General features: G+C 71.4%; 13 protein-coding genes. 3 read left to right on the forward strand and 10 right to left on the reverse strand.

The window, feature by feature from the left end:
• Positions 1-63 precede the first annotated feature (63 nt).
• A complete protein-coding gene (locus J8M51_RS19030) occupies positions 64-1,317 on the forward strand; it encodes an RNA polymerase sigma factor (RefSeq protein ID WP_267299324.1) in 1,254 nt (417 codons plus the stop codon).
• A gap of 195 nt (positions 1,318-1,512) precedes the next feature.
• Here the strand turns inward: J8M51_RS19030 and J8M51_RS19035 are convergent, their stop codons facing one another.
• The 7 genes from J8M51_RS19035 to J8M51_RS19065 all read right to left on the reverse strand — a co-directional run bounded on the left by J8M51_RS19035 (position 1,513) and on the right by J8M51_RS19065 (position 7,795).
• Positions 1,513-2,268 (reverse strand): VOC family protein, encoded by a 756-nt coding sequence (locus J8M51_RS19035; RefSeq protein WP_267299325.1) that lies wholly within the window; start codon positions 2,266-2,268, stop codon positions 1,513-1,515.
• An 84-nt stretch (positions 2,269-2,352) separates the two neighbouring features.
• Positions 2,353-2,802 (reverse strand): VOC family protein, encoded by a 450-nt coding sequence (locus J8M51_RS19040; protein WP_086762682.1) that lies wholly within the window; start codon positions 2,800-2,802, stop codon positions 2,353-2,355.
• A 9-nt stretch (positions 2,803-2,811) separates the two neighbouring features.
• On the reverse strand, positions 2,812-3,237 hold the full coding sequence (locus J8M51_RS19045; protein WP_086762686.1) for a helix-turn-helix transcriptional regulator: 426 nt from the start codon (positions 3,235-3,237) through the stop codon (positions 2,812-2,814).
• Between the two features lie 57 nt (positions 3,238-3,294).
• Positions 3,295-4,185, reverse strand: coding sequence for a carbohydrate ABC transporter permease (locus J8M51_RS19050; RefSeq protein WP_086762679.1), 891 nt, complete (start codon positions 4,183-4,185; stop codon positions 3,295-3,297).
• Between the two features lie 4 nt (positions 4,186-4,189).
• A complete protein-coding gene (locus tag J8M51_RS19055) occupies positions 4,190-5,176 on the reverse strand; it encodes a carbohydrate ABC transporter permease (protein ID WP_086762676.1) in 987 nt (328 codons plus the stop codon).
• 86 nt (positions 5,177-5,262) lie between these two features.
• Entirely contained in the window at positions 5,263-6,618 is a 1,356-nt protein-coding gene (locus J8M51_RS19060; RefSeq protein ID WP_086762674.1) for an ABC transporter substrate-binding protein, read from the reverse strand.
• 157 nt (positions 6,619-6,775) lie between these two features.
• Entirely contained in the window at positions 6,776-7,795 is a 1,020-nt protein-coding gene (locus tag J8M51_RS19065) for a LacI family DNA-binding transcriptional regulator (protein ID WP_086762672.1), read from the reverse strand.
• A 181-nt stretch (positions 7,796-7,976) separates the two neighbouring features.
• Between J8M51_RS19065 and J8M51_RS19070 the strand changes: the two genes are divergently transcribed.
• Positions 7,977-9,389, forward strand: coding sequence for a glycoside hydrolase family protein (locus J8M51_RS19070; RefSeq protein ID WP_267299326.1), 1,413 nt, complete (start codon positions 7,977-7,979; stop codon positions 9,387-9,389).
• Here the strand turns inward: J8M51_RS19070 and J8M51_RS19075 are convergent.
• From J8M51_RS19075 to J8M51_RS19090, 3 genes are read right to left on the reverse strand one after another with little or no spacing between them, the layout of a single operon-like run.
• Positions 9,365-10,846: a tetratricopeptide repeat protein gene (locus J8M51_RS19075; protein ID WP_267299327.1), complete on the reverse strand. Its 1,482-nt coding sequence runs from the start codon at positions 10,844-10,846 to the stop codon at positions 9,365-9,367. The genes J8M51_RS19070 and J8M51_RS19075 overlap by 25 nt on opposite strands.
• Positions 10,846-15,309 carry a tetratricopeptide repeat protein gene (locus J8M51_RS46125; RefSeq protein ID WP_179203117.1) on the reverse strand — a complete coding sequence of 1,488 codons (4,464 nt, stop codon included), beginning with the start codon at positions 15,307-15,309 and terminating at the stop codon, positions 10,846-10,848. Before J8M51_RS46125 ends, J8M51_RS19075 begins: the two co-directional genes overlap by 1 nt.
• Positions 15,306-15,638: a trypco2 family protein gene (locus J8M51_RS19090; protein WP_143673195.1), complete on the reverse strand. Its 333-nt coding sequence runs from the start codon at positions 15,636-15,638 to the stop codon at positions 15,306-15,308. Before J8M51_RS19090 ends, J8M51_RS46125 begins: the two co-directional genes overlap by 4 nt.
• Before the next feature lie 318 nt (positions 15,639-15,956).
• On the opposite strand from J8M51_RS19090, the gene J8M51_RS19095 reads away from it, so the two are divergent.
• Positions 15,957-17,078: a hypothetical protein gene (locus J8M51_RS19095; RefSeq protein ID WP_143673196.1), complete on the forward strand. Its 1,122-nt coding sequence runs from the start codon at positions 15,957-15,959 to the stop codon at positions 17,076-17,078.
• The last annotated feature ends 197 nt before the right edge of the window (positions 17,079-17,275 follow it).

Genomic DNA, 17,275 nt, shown 5'->3' on the forward strand with positions numbered 1-17,275 from the left:
GGAGCGCCGAGCGGAGCGCCGCGTGGAGCCCCGTGGGAGGCTCCGAGAGGTTCGGTGGGGCGGATGAGCGAGGTCGAGGGCCTGTTGCGGGAGTGCGCGCCGCAGGTCCTCGGCGCGCTGGTGCGGCGGTACGGGCACTTCTCCGCCGCCGAGGACGCAGTGCAGGAGGCACTGCTCGCGGCGGCCGGGCAGTGGCCGTCGCGCGGGGTGCCGGACAATCCGCGCGGGTGGCTGGTCAAGGTGGCCTCGCGGCGGCTGACGGACACGTTGCGCAGTGAGGAGGCGCGGCGGCTGCGGGAGGAGAGGGCGGCGGCGCTGACACCGCGGGACGCGTTCGTGACGCCGGAGCCGGGGGTGGACCGGGCGCCGAACGAGGACGACGCCCTGACCCTGCTCTTCCTGTGCTGCCACCCCGCGCTGTCGGTGCCCGCGCAGATCGCGCTGACGCTGCGGGCGGTCGGTGGGCTGACCACGGCCGAGATCGCGCGGGCGTGTCTGGTGCCCGAGCCGACGATGGCCCAGCGGATCAGCCGGGCCAAGCAGAAGGTGCGCGGGGTGCGGTTCGGGCGGCCCGACAACTGGGAGGAACGCCTGCCCGCCGTGCTGCAGGTCCTGTATCTCGTGTTCAACGAGGGATACACGGCCACGTCAGGACCGCGTCTGCGGCGGGCCGATCTGGCGGCCGAGGCGATCCGGTTGACGCGGACCGTGCGGCGGCTGCTGCCCGAGGACCGTGAGGTGGCCGGGCTGCTGGCGCTGATGCTCCTCACCGACGCGCGGCGGGCCGCTCGCACGGACGCGCGGGGTGAGCTGGTGCCGCTCGACGAACAGGACCGGGGGCTGTGGGACAGGGCGGCCGTGGAGGAGGGGGTCGCGCTGGTGACCTGGGCGCTGTCGGGGGCGACGGGGAGTGCGGGGCCGTATCAGGTGCGGGCGGCGATCGCCGCGGTGCACGACGAGGCGGACTCGTACGACGTCACGGACTGGCGGGAGATTCTCGGGCTTTACGACGTGCTGGTGGAACTGGTTCCGGGGCCGGTCGAGCGGCTCAGCCGGGTGGTCGCGCTGGCCATGGTGCGGGGGCCGCGGGCCGGGCTCGCCGCGTTGGCGGCGCTCGGGGAGGACGCGGTCCCGATCGGGCATCGGGTGGAGGCGGTCCGGGGGCATCTGCTGGAGCGGGCGGGGGAGGTGGGGGCCGCGCGGGTCGCGTACGAGTCGGCGGCCTGGCGGACGCTGAGTCTTCCGGAGCGGAGGTATCTGCTGGCGCGGGCGGCTCGGCTCACGGGGGAGGCGGAGGGGGAGCGGGGGGACGGGTAGTGCGGCTGGGGGTTTCGCTGCCGGTTCCGTCCGGTGCCTTCGCGTGGTGGGTGGGTCGGAGGCGTGCCGGGGGGTGTCCGTCCTCGGAACGGCGCGGAATCGGTTGGCTGGGAAGTTCGAGGGGGTGACGCGCCAACCGCTGCGGGCGGACACCCCCGACACGCCCCCTTCTCGCCGTACTCGGGTTTCCGGGCGTCAGTTCGTCCTGGGTGGTAGTCCGCCTGTCTCCGGGGATCTGGCGGTGAGGCAGTAGGTGCCGCCCGACGGGTCTCGCAGCACCGTCCAGTGTGAGTGGTGGGCCAGGACGGTGGCGCCCAGGGATTCGTGGTGGGTGCGGGTGGCCTCGATGTCGGTGCAGGCGAGGTCGAGGTGGGCGGAGGCGGGGCGCGGGGTGTCGAGGCGCTGGAGGAGGATACGGACGGGGAGCGGGGCCGGTGGGCGCAGGAAGTGGAACTCCGGGCGCGAGCCCGGGTGGGAGTCCCATCCCGACAGGGCCGCCCAGAACGCCACCTCGCGCTCGAAGGCCGCGGGTGCCGTGTCCAGGCAGACCTGGTCGAGCCGGCTGCCGTCGACCACCGGTGGTCGTCCGGACTCCCCGTGCCAGGGCACCGCGCAGAACAGGTGGCCGGCGGGTGAGTGCAGCACGGCCCAGCCCTCGTGCGGGGCGACCACCTCGGCGCCGAGCCGGACCGCCCGGTCGACGAGCGCGGGGACGTTCTCGACGGCGAGGTCCAGGTGGGCGCCGCCGTCACCGGACATGACACCCTGTGCCTTCACACACGCGTCGCCCGTCGACGGGAGCAGGGTCACGAACTCGGCCCGGTCACCGCGCGGTTCGGACAGCCTCGTCGCCGTGACCGCCGTCCAGAAGGCGCAGGCGCGTGGGAACCCGGCCACCGGCCGGTCGATGAAGGCGTACACCCATCGGATCGCCCCGCTCGCTCCGTCCACGGTGCCACCTCTCTCGCACGCCCCTCCCTCGTGGCTGGACGGCTTGTACGATCTCCCGCCGTCCTGCCTCACGCAACGCGATATCTAGTCCCGGCGCTGCATGAAGCGCAGCATGTTGCCCGCCGGGTCGCGGAAGGCGCAGTCGCGGACGCCGTAGGGCTGGTCCATGGGCTCCTGGAGGACATCGGCTCCGGAGGCCTCGACGCGGGCGTAGAGGGCGTCGCAGTCGGTGGTGGTGAAGTTGACCCCGCGCAGGACGCCCTTGGCGAGGAGGGTGGCGATGGTCTCGCGGTCGGCGGGGGAGATGTCGGGGTCGGCGGCGGGGGGCTCCAGGACGATCTCGACGTCCGGCTGGAGCGGGGATCCCACGGTGACCCAGCGCATGCCCTCGAAGCCCACGTCGCCGCGGACCTCCATGCCCAGTACGTCCCGGTAGAAGGCGAGCGCCTTGTCGTGGTCGTCCACGGCGAGGAAGCACTGGGCGAGCTTCACGTCGGCGGCGGCGGGCGGTCTGCTTGCTTCGTTCTCGGCCATGCCCTCACGCTAGGACGCTTCGCCCGGCTCCGCCGTGCGTATGCGATGTCGGGTCGGGCGGGTCAGGCGCTTCGCCACGCAGGCGGGGATCGCCGCGCTCTCCTCGTGCGAGCGTGCCCGGTACGCGCTCGGTGTCTCGCCGACCAGCTCGGTGAAGCGGGAGCTGAACGAACCCAGCGACGTACACCCCACCGCGATGCACACCTCGGTCACCGTCAGGTCGCCCCGGCGCAGCAGGGCCTTGGCGCGCTCTATCCGGCGGGTCATGAGATAGCCGTACGGGGTCTCGCCGAAGGTCGCGCGGAAGCTGCGCTGGAAGTGTCCGGGGGACATCAGCGCGGTGCGGGCGAGGGCGGTCACGTCCAGCGGCTCGGCGTACTCGCGGTCCATGCGGTCCCGCGCCCGCCGCAGCCGCACCAGATCGTCCCGGTTCATGACCACAGCATCGCACCGGCCACTGACAACGGGCCAGGCGCGGGCCGGCCCCCGTGGTCAGCCCTTCACCGCCGAGCTGGCCACTCCCTGGACGAACCAGCGCTGGAAGAAGGCGAAGACGATCAGGACCGGGAGGACCAGGAGGACACCGAAGGCGAGGATCTGGCCCCAGTCCGGCGGCTGCTGGCCCTGGAAGACGCTCATCTCCAGGGGGAGGGGGCGGACCGAGGGGTCGGAGACCATGAGCACCGGCCACAGGAACGAACCCCACTGGGTGAGGAAGGTCAGGATGGCGACCGAGGCGAACGCCGGCTTCGACATCGGGACGATGATCGCGAAGAAGGTGCGCCAGGGGCCCGCGCCGTCCAGCCGGGCCGCCTCCTCGATGCTCGGCGGGATCGAGCGGAAGAACGTGTGGAACTGGTAGACCGAGAACGCGTTGGCGATGAACGGGAGCGCCTGGATGAAGAGCGTGTTCCGCTGGTCGTTGAACAGGTAGAACAGCGGCACGGCCACCGACTCGAACGGGACCAGCATCAGCAGCAGGACCAGGGTGAACACGGCTTCCCGGCCCCGCCACTTCAGGCGCGAGAGCCCGTACGCCGCCATCGAGTTGACGAACAGGCCCCCGGTGACGACCACGAACGCCAGCAGCAGCGAGACGCCCATGAACTGCCAGAAGTAGCCCGTGCTGTCGGAGTTCAGGCTGTCCAGGACCGCGGCGTAGTTGTCGAAGGAGAGATGGGTGGGGAGGAAACCGGACAGGCCGTTCAGGACCTCGTCGGACGGCTTGAGGCTGCCGAGGAGGAGATAGAGGACGGGGAGCGCGAAGACGAACGCCAGGACGGAGAGGACGGCGTAGTCGAGTACGCGGCGCAGTGATGTGCGGGGTGGGCCGGTCGTCGTGCCGGTCGTGGGGACGGTCCGGCCGGTCGTGAGCGTGCTCATGGGGTCAGTCCTCGTTGTCGGGCCGGACGACGCGGCGCTGGATCAGGGTCAGGGCGACGACGATCAGGAAGAAGACGACGGTGATCGCGGACGCCTGGCCGATGTTGTTCTGGTCGAAGGCGGTGGTGACGGCCTGGTACATCACCGTGCGGGCGGCGTCCTCGTCGAGCCCTCCGCCCTTGACCAGGACGTACACCTGGTCGAAGACCCGGAAGGAGAGCACCGAGGTCAGCAGGGCGACGAAGACGAGGGTGCCCCGGATGCCGGGCAGGGTGACGTGGCGGAACTGCTGCCAGCGGGAGGCGCGGTCCAGTTCGGCGGCCTCGTACAGCTCGCCCGGTATCTGCTGGAGTCCGGCGAGCAGGATGACCATCTGGAAGCCCACGCCCTGCCAGACGGAGAGGACGATGACCGAGGCCATCGCGGTCAGGCCGTCGCCGAGCCAGTCGAAGGCGCCCCAGTTGCCGAGACTCACCGCGTCCAGCGCGGAGTTGAGCATGCCCTGGTCGCTGCGGGCGAGGATCAGCCGCCAGATCACGGCGACCAGCGCCATCGGGAAGACGACCGGCATGAAGAAGAGGGAGCGGAACAGGCCGATCGCCTTGAGCTTGCGGTTCAGCAGGATCGCGAGGCCGAGCGCGAGGCCGGTCTGCAGCGGTACGACGACCACGGCGAAGGTCAGGTTGTTGAGCAGCGCCCGCAGGAACGGGCCGGACAGGTCGGGGTCGGTGAACAGCCGGCGGTACTGCTCGATCCCGAAGAAGGTGGGCTCCAGCGGGGAGCCGAGGCGCACGTTGTAGAAGGAGAGCACCACGGCGTAGCAGAAGGGGATGCCGACGAAGGCGATCAGTCCGGCGACGGCGGGGGCCGCCATCAGCGGCCCGTGCAGCCGGTCGCGGTTCCGACGGGACGGCCGCCGGGCCGGGGCGCCGGGGGGTGGGGCCTGCTTCCGGCCTGGTGCCGCCGCGGGCACGGGTTCCACGGTTGTCACGGGGTCCTCTTTCCGGCGGGGCGGGCGGGCAGCGGATGCGCGCCCGCCCCGACAGCTGGGTTCGACGGGTCCGGGAGAGCGCGTCCCTACGGGATCTCGTATCCGGCGTTGTCCGAGAAGTCCCGGTCGATGGCGCGGGCGGCCTCGGACAGGGCGTCCTTCGGGTCCGCGCCGCCGTAGACCGAGTTGACGGCCTCGCTGAACTTCGCGGTCACCACGGGGTATCCGGCGGTCACCGGGCGGGTGACGGCGACACAGGACGTGCCGATCTCGCTGTCACCGCAGGGCTTGGCGAGCTGGTCGGCGAAGAGCTGGAGCGGGCCGCCCTCCTTGTACAGCGCACTCGCGGCGAGCGCGGACTTGGTGGCGGGCGGGGCGCCGTTGGCCTTCGTCATCGCGCCGACGTTGGTGTCGTCGAGGAGGAAGTCCAGGAAGGCGCCCGCGGCCTTGCCGTTCTTGCTGTCGGCGCCGACGCCCCACGCCCACGAGCCCTGGCCGGTCTTCGGGCCGTCGCCGAAGTCGGGCAGCGGCAGCACCACCAGGTCGTCGCCGAGCGCCTCGCTGTAGGCGGGGTACATCCAGTGCCCGACCCAGCTCAGCGCGACCCGGCCCTTGGCGAAGGCGTTGCCGTCGGTGTTGGGGTCGGTGTACGCCTTCCAGGACTGGAAGGTCTTCATGGCCGACACCACGGCCGGGGTGTCGAGGGCGCCCTCCGCCTTGCCGTCCTTGAGCAGCGCGCCGCCGGCCGACCAGACGATCGGGGCGAAGCCGTAGGTGCCCCACTCGTTGGCATAGCCGGAACCTTCCTGCAGGTCGACGACCTTGCCGTCCGGGTCCTTCGCCTTCAGCGCCTTGAGCGCCGCGTCGAACTGGTCCGCCGTCCAGGCGTCGTCCACGCCCTTCGGATACGTCACCCCGGCCGCGTCCAGCAGCTTCTTGCTGCCGTACATACCGAGCCCGGAGTCGAACATGCCCAGGCCGTAGTGCTTGCCGTCGATCTCGCCCTGCGCCTTGCTCGCGTCGGTGGCGTTGTCGAGGGTCTGGGCGGAGACGTAGTCGTCGATCGGGGCGAGCTTCTTGTTGTAGACGAAGTTCGCCATGGTCGGGCCGTCGAACTCCAGTACGTCCGGCAGCTTGTCGGGAGCCGTCGCCGTGATCGTCTTGGTGTAGTCGGTCTCCGGTATCAGCTTCAGCTCGACCTTGATCTTGTCCTGCGAGGAGTTGAACGACTTCACCGCGCCCTGTAGCGCCTCCGACTCGCTCTTCTGCCCCTGGTGGGCCCAGACGCTGATCGTCCCCTCACCGCTGCCGGCCTCGGCGGAGGTGTCGCCCCCGCCGCCCCCGCCGCAGGCGGCCAGCGCCGCGAGGGGGAGGGCCAGGGCCAGTCCCGTACGGGCCGTGCGGCGGAACCTTCGGCTGGTCGGGCTGGTGTTCGGGTTCATGGTGTGTGCCTCCGTGCGGGACGAGGGTGCGAGGTGCGGGGCTTTCCGCAGTGAGCGCGTGGGGCGCCGTGGTCGGGCGGGGCGGTGCGGGCGCTGTGGTCACGGGGGGTGTGTGGACGGGGAGTTGCTACCCGTCCGGGCGTGCGGGCAGTGGCGGTCACTGCGGGCCGCGCGGGCGCGGCGGGGCCGTCGTCTCGCGCAGGACGAGCCGGATGGGCATCTGCACATGGCCGGGCTGGTCGGCGTCCGGCTCGTCCAGCTGCCGCAGCAGCAGCCGGGCGGCCTCCGCGCCCTGCCCGGCGACCGGCTGGGCGACGGTGGTCAGCCCCACCACATCGGCGAGTTCGTGGTCGTCGAAGCCGACCACGGACACGTCGTCCGGCACCCGCAGCCGGTGCCGGCGCAGCGCGCGCAGGGCGCCCATCGCCATCTCGTCGGACTGGGCGAACACGGCCGTCGGCGGCCGGGACGCGGCCAGCAGCTCGGTCATCGCCCGCTCGCCGCCGTCGACCGTGTAGTCGCCGTCCGCCACCAGCGCCGGGTCCGGCTCGATCCCGGCCTCGGCGAGGACGTGCAGATAGGCGGCGCGCCGGTCCAGGGGCGTGGTCCAGTGCAGCGGACCGCTGGCCCCGGAGACCATGCCGATCCGGCGGTGCCCGAGGTTCACCAGATGCCGTACGGCGCTCTCCGCGCCCGCCCGGTCGTCGATGCCGACCACGGTGAAGCCGGGCCGGGGGCCGCCGACCGTCGAGGCCAGCGGCACCCCGAGCGAGCGCAGGGCGGCCGACTCGTCCTCGTCCGGGATGAGCAGCGACAGCACCGCGTCGACCCGCTTGCGCACCGGCAGCTTGGTGAAGAACCGCTTCCGCGCCTCGGGTGAGCCCAGGTTGTAGAGCAGCACGTCGTACCCGGCGGCGCTGAACACCTGCTCGGCGGCGTCCAGCACGGTGCCGAAGAACCAGCGGCCGATGTACGGGGCGACGACGCCGATCGTGTAGGTGCGCCCACTGGCCAGGCTGGACGCCGAGCGGGAGGCCGTATAGCCGAGTTGTGCGGCGACCGCCGCGATCTGTGCGCGCACCTCGTCCGAGACGCCGGTCCGGCCGCGCAGCGCGCGGGACACGGTGGACGCCGAGACCCCGGCGGCGCGGGCGACATCGGTGATGCTGACCGTCACGGCGGTTTCCTCCTCGGTTTCACGTCGATGTGGTCGGTGAGTGACGTGACCGTAAACCCGGCCTCCTTGTTGCGCAAGCGTTTGCGTTCAGTTTTACTTGCGCTGATTCTCAAGCGAGACCTTCCGCATACATGGTCAGCGCACGCGTTTGGGCGCTACGAGCCGACAGGAACCACTGCGCATGCGATACGCCCCGCCCGGCCTCTGCGTGAACGACTTCGCCCTGCTCCGCGACGACGACGGCACCTACACCGTGCTGCATCTCCAGGGCCCCTGGACCGCCGAGTTCGACCATCTGCGGATGGAGACCTCCTACGGCCGGGCCACCTCGGCCGACCTGGTCGACTGGCGGCCCGCGGGCACCGCCTTCGGCAACGGCCTGCCCGGCCGCTTCGACCAGCAGGCGGTCTGGACGATGCACCCCTTCCGCCACGGCACCGGCATGGCGATGGCCTACACGGGCGTGAGCGGGCTGACCCCGCAAGGGTGGCCGCTGCAGTCCGTGGGCCTCGCCCACTCCGACCGCACGGACGGCACGGGCTGGCGGCGCCACGGCACGACGCCCGTGGTGGAGGCGGACCCCCGCTGGTACCGCACCGCCGACCGCATGGGCTGGCGCGACCCCTTCGTCGTACGCGACGACGAGACGGACGGCTGGGCGATGGTGATCTGCGCGGCCGACGCCTCGCTCCCGGTCGAGGTCAGTGGCTGCGTGGCCTGGGCCACCTCCCCGGACCTCGAACACTGGACGGTCCACCCGCCGTTGATCTCCCCGGGCGACGTGGACGAGCTGGAGTGCCCGGTCCTGGAACGCCTCGACGACGGCACCTGGCTCCTCCTCGGCTCCGTCGGCGCCACCCGGGGCTTCGAGGCATGGACGGCCCCGCGGCTGCGCGGCCCCTGGACCCGGCGGGGCCCACTCGGCCCCACCGGGGCGTACGCCCCGCGCGTCATAGCCGCCCCGGACGGCTCCCGGGTCGTCCTGCACACCACCCCCCGCCGGGTCGGCCTGACCGACTCCGGCGAGCACTGCCGCGGCATGCTCGCCCAGCCCAAGTCCCTGGTCGTCGCCGCCGATTCACCACCCCACCTGGCCTGGTGGCCGGGCCTGGACGCCTGGCTCGGCGAGGAGACACGGGCCCCGGCCGCGCACGCGGTCGGCGACATCGACGTCTCCGGCGGCCCTGTGGACATCACCCTCCGCACGGTCGCGGCCGGCTCCGGCGACCCCGCCCTCACCCTCACCTGCGACGGCAAGAACCTCCACGTCACGGGCGGCTCCGGCACCCCGCTCGCCGAGACGGTCCTCCCCGGACCGCCCACGTCCCTGCGCGTCCTGACGATCGGCGAATACGTGGAGGTCTACGCGGACGGCGTCTTCGTCCTGACCGCCCTCTCCTACACCGGCCACTGCGCCCCCTGGACGGCAACCAGCCGGGACCGCACCCGAACCGTCCCCGTCCGCCCCCTCCGCCTCCCCGACCCCACCCGCGACGACGCCTCGGCGATCTGGCCGGGGCCGTACCCGGGTGGGGCGGCGAGTCGCGGGCCGCGGGTGGCGGAGTCCCTCTACAGCAGGCGCGGCGGGGCGTAGACCCGGTTCCAGGACGGGTCGCTGTAGGCGATCATCATGCGCATCTGGTTGTTCCACCGGTACCCCACCGGCACCATCAGGGCGATCAGGGCCACTCCCCACCATCGTGGTGCCCAGGCCGCGGCGATCGGCAGCAGGATCAGCAGCGCCGTGCACGTCGGCCCACTGTGACCGGTTCGGGCGGCAAGCGCCTCGGTGACTTGCCAGCGCCGGACGGGGTAGGTGGCAGCGGCCTGGGCCACGCCCGCTCCGCCGAGTACGGCCGCGAGGAAGAGCCGGAGGCCGGCCCAGCGGTCCACGAGCAGGGTGAGCAGAATCGGCACCGCGGCGCAGGACGACACCAGGCCGGCGCTGAGCAGCTGCTTCACCCAGATCCGCATGAGCGGCTGGATCGTGGCCTCCGTATGCCGCAGGACCTCACTGGCCGCCCGGCAGGTGGGCGGCAGCGCCAAGGCCACCGAGACGACCGTGACACCCACCGCCGCGAGTGCGAGGGGCACGGGCGCCGCGGCGGCGACGGCGCCGGCCGCGAGGGCGCAGACGGTGAGCAGCACCGCCGGACGCGTTCCCGGGAGTTCCCGCACATGCTCGCGTACCGTTCGTGGCATCCGCAGCCCGGTCAGGAGAGTGAGCAGCGCGGCCAGCACCTGGAGCCCCGCCACGACGGCACGGGGAAGCTGGCTCCAGCCGTGGACGTGTTCCGCCGCCACCGCCAGGGCACTGAAACCGGCGGCCCACAGCAGGCCGCCCTGGACCCGGGTGATCCGCCGCGCCCAGGTGCTCTCCATACCGAACGTGGCGAACTCCATGACCGACGCATCGCCCCTGGCCGCCTGTTCGAAGAGCGGAAACGCCTGTACGTCCAGCGGCGCGCCGCTGCGCAGCAGTCCGAGGACGGCCTGCAGGCCGGAGTCGTCGGGGTGCAGACGCAGCGCCTCCGCACAGAGTTCCTTCGCCCGGCCGGACTCTTTCACCGCCGCCAGGCCCAGCGTTGCCGCGAGCGCCGACCCCGGTTCCTCGACGCCGCCCCGTCGCAGGAACTGTTCGGCGTCGTCCTTGGTCTGCTGACGCTGTTCGGGGGTGGCGAAACCCTGTTGTTCGACGGTCATGCCGGTGACGAGGGTCCGAAGCGCCCATCCCTGGGGGAGTTCCGGAGCCAGCGCGAGCGCGCGCTGGACATCGGCGCCGGCGAGTTCGTACTGCTGCAGGGCCAGCAGGGCGTACGCCCGCGTCAGCAGGACCAGGGGATTCTCGGGATCCGCCGCGCAGGCGGCCGAGGCGGCTTTGTACGCCTCGGCCTGGCGACCCGTGTTCAGCAGGATCGTCGCCTTCATACCCAGCGCCATGGGGTCGCGCGGGTCGCGGGCGAGCATGTCGGTGATGATGCGCAGTGCCTGCTTGTGCTTGCCGGTCGAGGTGAGCATGACGGCCTTGTGAAGTTCCGGGTCGTACGACATCAGCGCTTCCTGCCGGCGCGTCCGAGGTAGTCGGCCAACTCGTCGTACGCGTGGTCCTGGTTGGAGAACTTGATGACGCTCCTGGCCGACTCGAACCATTCGCCGGTCGAGGGCTTGACCTCGCGCAGTGCCGCGGTGAAATCGGCCGTGCCGATGGGCCGGATGCCGGTCGCCGTGAGCGAGTCGGCCATCGCAGACTCCACGGCGCTCTGGCAGAGGTGGACCAGGTCGGCGCCCGAGTAGCCGGCCGTCCTGGCGACCAGCTGGTTCACGTCCACCGTGCCCACCGGTTTGCCGTCCAGCGCGCGGTGGATGATCGCCGCCCGCGCCGGTTCGTCCGGCGGTGCGACGAAGAGCATGCGGTCCAGGCGTCCCGGCCTGCGCAGTGCCGAGTCCACGTCCCACGGCTGATTCGTGGCACCCAGCACGAAGACCCCGTCGTTGTCGCTGTTGACCGAGTCCATCTCGGTGAGCAGCTGGGCCACCACATTGCGCATCCCGCTGAAGTGCATACGCGTGCGTCGTCCGCCGAGGGCGTCCATCTCGTCGATGAAGAGCACACACGGCCGGTTCCGTCGGGCCGTGACGAACATGGACCGGATGTTCCGCTCCGAGTTCCCCATCCACATGTCGAGCGTGTCCGCCAGCGTCACGGAGAGGAAACCGGCGCCCAGCTCACCAGCGAGCGCTCGGGCGATGAAGGTCTTGCCGCAGCCCGGCGGGCCGTAGAGCAGCAGACCGCCGCGGAGTCGGTGGCCGAACGTCTTGGCGATCTCCAGATTCCGGGCGGGCCCCAGAAAGGTCAGTTCCAGGCGTTGCTTGACGGTCGCCATGCCGGCGACATCGGCCAGTCGTACCGCTTCCCGACGGATCTCCAGAAGACCGTCCGGCGGGTCGGAAGCCCGTCGCGCCGCCTCCGGGCCGACGACCGGCTGCCGCTCGGGCGACGGCCCGGCCCCCGACCCGGACGGCGGAGACAGGGGAGCCGAGGGAGATTGCGGTGACGGCGGTGACGGCGGTGGCGACAGCGGTGACGGTGGGACGGACGTCTGGTCCAACAGGAGTTGCCGCATCAGGCGCTGTGCCTCCGCGGAGCCCGGTGCGCTCTGCAGCACCGTCGCGACCTCCGCCAGCGCTTGTTCCCTGCGCCCCTCGGCGGCGAGCAGCGAGGCGAGTCCGAGGCGGAGCGCGGAGTTGTGCGGATCGGCGGTCAGCTGCTGTCGGAGCTGCTCGCTCAGCGGGGCGTTGCTGTCGGACACCGGGGCGGTCTCCTGCTCATCGGGGTGGCGGGTGGGCTCTCGGCGACCACGACTGATCCGTTCCTCCAGTACGGGCAGGATGCGGTCCAGGGCCTCGCCGGCGTCAGGATCGGTGGTGCGAAGGATGTCCGACTCGGTGCGCAACTCGGCCAACGCGGTCTGGTACGGGGCTCCGACGGCGGCGCTCCACTGGACCGTGTTCGCCAGCGCCTCCACCAGCGGCAGGCGGTAGGTCCCGGGCTCCAGCCGGACCAGTTCGCGCCGCAGTCCCGCGGCTTCGCGGGCGGCCTCGGCCGCGGCGGCGAGCCGGCCGGCCGCGGCGAGCACGGAGCCGTGGGTGAAGAGTGCCTTGGCCAGGAGCGGTTTGCAGACCACCGGACTCTCCGGCAGCCGGTCGCGCCAGATGCCCACGGCCCGGTCCGCCGAGACGAGTGCCTCCTCGGTCCGCCCGGCCTCCGAGAGGTGCTCGGCGAGGTGCCGCAGCGAGAACGCCAACGACGGCAGATGGAGTTCGGGGGCGACCAGCGCGCGGCGCTCCCAGTAGGCCACCTCCTCGCGCTCCAGGCCCAGCGCCTCCTCCTCGCGGCCGACCGCCCTCAGCACCACGGCGACCTGGGCCAGGGCCGGGGCGAGTACGGGATCGGCCAGGTCGGTGTGTGCGTCGGCCGCCCGGCGGACCAGGGCGAGGAGCCGGTCGCCTTCGGAGAGCGCCTCGTCCGTCCTGCCCGAGTGCAGGAGAAAGCCCACGATCTTCACTCGGGCCATCAGATGGAGCAGCAGATACTTGGGGTCGGCCGTGGTGATGTCGTCCGCGCCCGCCCGCTCGAACAGGTCGGCCTGTTCCCGGGTGACGCGCAGTGCCTCGTCATGGTGCCCGGCATCGGCCAGCTTGTTCGAGTAGTTGGCGAACACGGTGATCATGCGGGAGAAGGCGGTCTCGGCCCCGGACCGGTACAGCAGCAGCGCCCCTTCGAGCGCCTCCTGATACACACCGAGCGCCTCCTCCGTGCGGCCCGCGTCGCTCAGTCGGTCGCTGTATCGCTCGACGGCGTGCAAGTAGTCGGGCAGATGGCCCGGATGGTCCTGGAGCAGCCGGTCGTACCGGTGTACCAGCGTCTCGTACGCCTCCAGGGCGACCCGGGCGAGTGCCGGGCTGACGGGCGGAATGGCGTCGGCAACCTGCCGCAGCTCGTCCAGGGGCAGCAGCTCGCGGTCGATCACCTCCACGACCGCGTCGGTCAGCGCACCGGGGTGCTCGCTGCGCGGTACGACCCGCACCGCGTGCCTGGTGAGACCGGGCTCCTCGACCAGCGCGCCGCTCAGCAGGTCGGCGGCTTCCGGTCGGTGCGCCGAAGCACGGCCCAGGACCGTGAAGGCGTGCTCCAGCTGGGGGTCCGACGCCTCCCTCAGCAGGGCGGTGAGCAGTTCCGGTTCCGCCCGCAAGACCCCCACCGCGAAGTGCTCGGCCAGCCGGTCGGGTTGCAGCGGACTCCAGGGGCCGCCGCTGTCCGGTTCCCCCGGATACAGGTGGCGCAGCAGGGAGCCGACCCGCAACCGCACATCGTGGGACCGGTCGTGGAGTCCCGGAACGCGTGCCAGCAGGGCGCGTGCCTCGGCCTCGTCCGCCGAGGGGCAGAGCACCATGCCGGTCACCGCACTGTCCAGGATCTCCTCGCGCAGGGTCAGCCGGTGCTCGTCCGCGGCCCTGCGCCAGTACCGGCGTTCGTGGCGCAGCAGGGTGTCCCAGACGGATTCGTCACGGGGGGCGTCCACGGCGTCGGGCCCCTGCTGCAACAGAGCCACGAGCGCCGCGGCGTGCAGCGCGAGCACCGAGGTGTCGTGGGCACCAGGTTGCGTACCGGGCTGGGTACGGGGCTGGGCACCGGGCATCGTGGCGTCGGGGGCCGACGGGGAAGCGGGGTCGGCGGTGCGGGCCGGGGACGCGGGACCGGCGGAGGCCACCAGGGGACCGGGATCAGCGGAGGGCATGCCCGGGACCAGGGCGAGAGCCTGTGCCAGATCGCCGATCGCCGCCCGGTAGGCGCGCGTCCGGTCCGCCGGGGCCACCACCAGGGGCCCGAGCCGCAGCGGCTGCCCGGCGGGTACGGGAAACCGTTCGGTCAGCCGCTGCCACCACTCACCGCCCGACCGCGCGAGCAGCAGCAGCCGGACGGGGTGCCGCCCTTGATAGCCGGTGAGCACCTCGATGAGGCGGGCGAGTTGGGGCCCGCGGGTCTCGGCGTAGTCGATGACCAGCAGGAGCGGCTCGACGGTGGTGACCGCGTGGCGCAGTGCCTCGTCGGGCGCCGAGGCACGGACCGTGCCCGCGGTCCAGCCGCGGGCACGTAACTCGGCCGCGAACTGGAGCGCGAGCCGGGTCTTGCCTTCGCCACCGCGGGCGGAGACGAGCCGCATGGAGAAGCCGTCGCCGGCACACCAGTCGCGTAACTCCGCCAGTTCGCGCTCGCGCCCGCGGAAACGGACCGCCAACGCGTCCGCACGCAGCAGGGAGCCCGGCGACGGCTGCGGCGGCGTGGTGGAGACCGCGCCGAAGACGGGGGCGAACTCGACGGACTCCAACTCCGGCGGGGCGCTGCCGGTGACGCGACTCCAGGCTCGGGCGAAGCTCTCGTCACCCGTGACCGAGCTGACCGGTTCCACGACCAGTCGCGCGCCGCCGAACGCCGCGCGGTCCTCCACCACGACCCCGATGACCATGCCTGCGCTGAGGACCGCGGCGCCCGACATTCCCGGCCACCCGGAGGGGGCCGCGCCGCTTCCGGCGGTCAGCTGATGGCGGTCGCTGATCACGGCGGTGGCCGGGTTGATGGTTCCGGTGAGGTGTTCGCTGTCGCCCCAGCCGTCGGGGTGCACCTGGGCACGCGGGAACCCGACCGCTTCGCAGGGGATCTCCGGGGTGGAGGTGGTCAACCGCCCCAGCCGAGCCGCTCGCCGCGACCACGTACCGTCCGTGATCTCCAGCAGGGCGAGATCACGGGAGGCGCTCGTCCACACCGTGCGACAGCGAAGCTTTCCGTTGCTCCTCAGAGGGCGTACGACCACCTCCGACCCGCCCCGGCCGGCGCGCTCCACCACATGCTTCGCGGTGAGGATCAGCCGTGGGCCGACGAGGAAGCCGGAGCCGGTGGCTCCACCGCCCGAGGGGGTGGCGACCGCCACCTCCGCGGCCCAGTCCGCGATCACGACCCGTCGGCCCCGGGGCGGTCCACCAGTCCTCGTCCCCGGTCGGACACCTGAAGGGGCTGGCCGTCGCGGCCGTCCCTGGGGGTGAGCACGACCCGCACGGTGTGGGCCGTGCCGCCGGTCCGGCGGAGGTCGGCCCCGGTCTCCAGGACCCAGAACTTGGCCTTGCCCTGGACCCCGGCGTCCCAGGCGGCCTCCACCACGAACTCCACCTCGACGGGCCCGACGTCGAACACCACCTCGTGGTCGGCACGGCGACGGCGCAGAGCGGTCAACTCCTCCCGCACACCCTCGATGGCCTCGCCCAACTCCATACGCCTGTCTGCCATGTGACTCCCCCCGTCCGCCCCACTACGTTCCGCATCACGGTAGCGAATCCCCACGGCCCCGCGAACCGCCCCTGAACACGACCGCACCCGGCCCGTCACACCGCCGTTCGGGACGGCGGCATACGGACCGGGTGCGGGCGAGAGAGGCCGGGTCAGGCCTTCTTGGTCTCCTAGTAACAGGCCGGGTCGGTGACCTGCGGGGATCTCCCCTATGGGGCGCTGACCTGGCCTTTTGCTGATGGCTGGCGATGGGGTGCGACGGTCATGAGTGGGTGTCTTGCGGACTGGGTGCGGACTAGTGCTGCAACGGTGCTTGCCGTGACTGCTGGCCAGTTCGGTCGGGTGGTCTGGTTACGGGGAGACATTGCTGATGTCAGGTTGTGGGCGCGTGAATACCTGCACGGTGGCCCGGCGACGCGACTCCTCATGACGGAAAACGCTTTTCCCTGGTCGGCGCCTTCTGGCAGGGTGTGGCGCGTGACAGGCGAGGGCGATGCCAGCAGTGACGACGAGGCGTGGGCGATGGAATTCATCGACCGGCTGAACCGAGGCACACAGGAGGCGCATGAGCGTCGCGACGCGCTCGCGGTAGCGGTCGACGAAATAGCGCACGGATTCACGCAGTTGGGCCTCAAGCCTTGGAAAATGAGGCGAAAGAGCCCGGCGCGAGAGGACATGAAGGCCCCCGATGTCCTGCTCGGTGACCGCGCCGAATCAGTCGCAACGATTCTCAGGTATGAATCAGCGGTCAATATCCTTAGCGCCGCCGATCAGCTTCGGGGCTTCGCCGTCCTGCTTCGCGCAGAGGCATCGCTCATGGGCGCGGTCTCGGTCGCGCGCGGCATCTTCGAGGCGTGCCTGTGGGCCACAGCGGTAATCGACCCGACCATCACCACTGACGAGCGTCTGCAACGCGCCCTGACGCGTCGCCTCGCACGACTCTCGGCAGGTATCCGTCTCAAGAACATGCTCGGCGACGGCGTCAATGATGCCGACCAGTTCATCGAAGTCGACGGCGACGTCGATGACCAGCACGGGTCCAACCGTGATCCTGCGAAGGACATCGACGACATCGTGAGTTACGCCAAGGACCGGGGTTGGCCCGTGAAGAAGAGCCGCCGCGCCTCCGAGATCACGCCCCTTTCGATTGACTGGCTCAGCGAGAATCTTGAGCGCCGAATCGGCATCGAGGGGTACGCCTGGACGAGCGGGTCGTCGATGGCGCACGGAGAGCATGCCCCCGACACGGCATCGTGGGTTGAGCTGTCCCAAGATCTCGGTACGGCTCCGGCGTGGTTGATCCAATTGTGGTCGACCGGCGCTTGGGCGGGACCGCGTCTCTTCCTTGCAACGCTCGCCAACTACACAGGGAGGGCGAGCCTAGGCCGCGAGTATCAGCGATTCGAGGGGTTGTTCTGGAACACGGGCGGTAGGAGCTAGGGGCTTGCAGATCATTTGCACGAACCGCTCATGCACCACGTCCGGTCCACGCGCCCACAACCTGACGTCAGCAAGGGCTCCATCCATAACCAGACCAACGACCGAACTGTCCAGCACTCAGAACAGACACCGTTGCGGTACTAGGCAGGGATTGATGCGGCATATCGCTGCACGGTTGACGACGCACCGCTACGGTG

This window comes from Streptomyces griseiscabiei, assembly GCF_020010925.1.
GTDB lineage: Bacteria > Actinomycetota > Actinomycetes > Streptomycetales > Streptomycetaceae > Streptomyces > Streptomyces griseiscabiei.